Raw genomic sequence first — 223 nt, forward strand, 5'->3', positions numbered from 1 at the left:
ACAAGACCACCGAGCAGCACGATCTCGACCTAGCGGCCGGGCGCATCGACGCGATCTTCGCGGCTCACTCCTCCCTGAAGGCCTCGACGGAAAAGCCGGAGTTCAAGGACATGGAGATGGTGGGCGGTGCCGTGAGCGGCGACGTGCTCGGGCGCGGCGTGGCCGTGGGCCTGCGCAAGGACGATTTTGAGCTCAAGACCATGTTCGACAAGGCCATTCAATC

The 223-nt window shown here is 63.7% G+C and carries 1 protein-coding gene; it reads left to right on the forward strand.

Annotated features, from left to right (window positions below):
• Nucleotides 1-223: type 2 periplasmic-binding domain-containing protein (locus tag E4K09_RS16935; protein WP_134498973.1), on the forward strand; the 223-nt coding region annotated here is incomplete at both ends.

Origin of the sequence: Microvirga pakistanensis (genome assembly GCF_004458765.1) — a bacterium.
In the GTDB taxonomy this organism is placed as follows: domain Bacteria; phylum Pseudomonadota; class Alphaproteobacteria; order Rhizobiales; family Beijerinckiaceae; genus Microvirga; species Microvirga pakistanensis.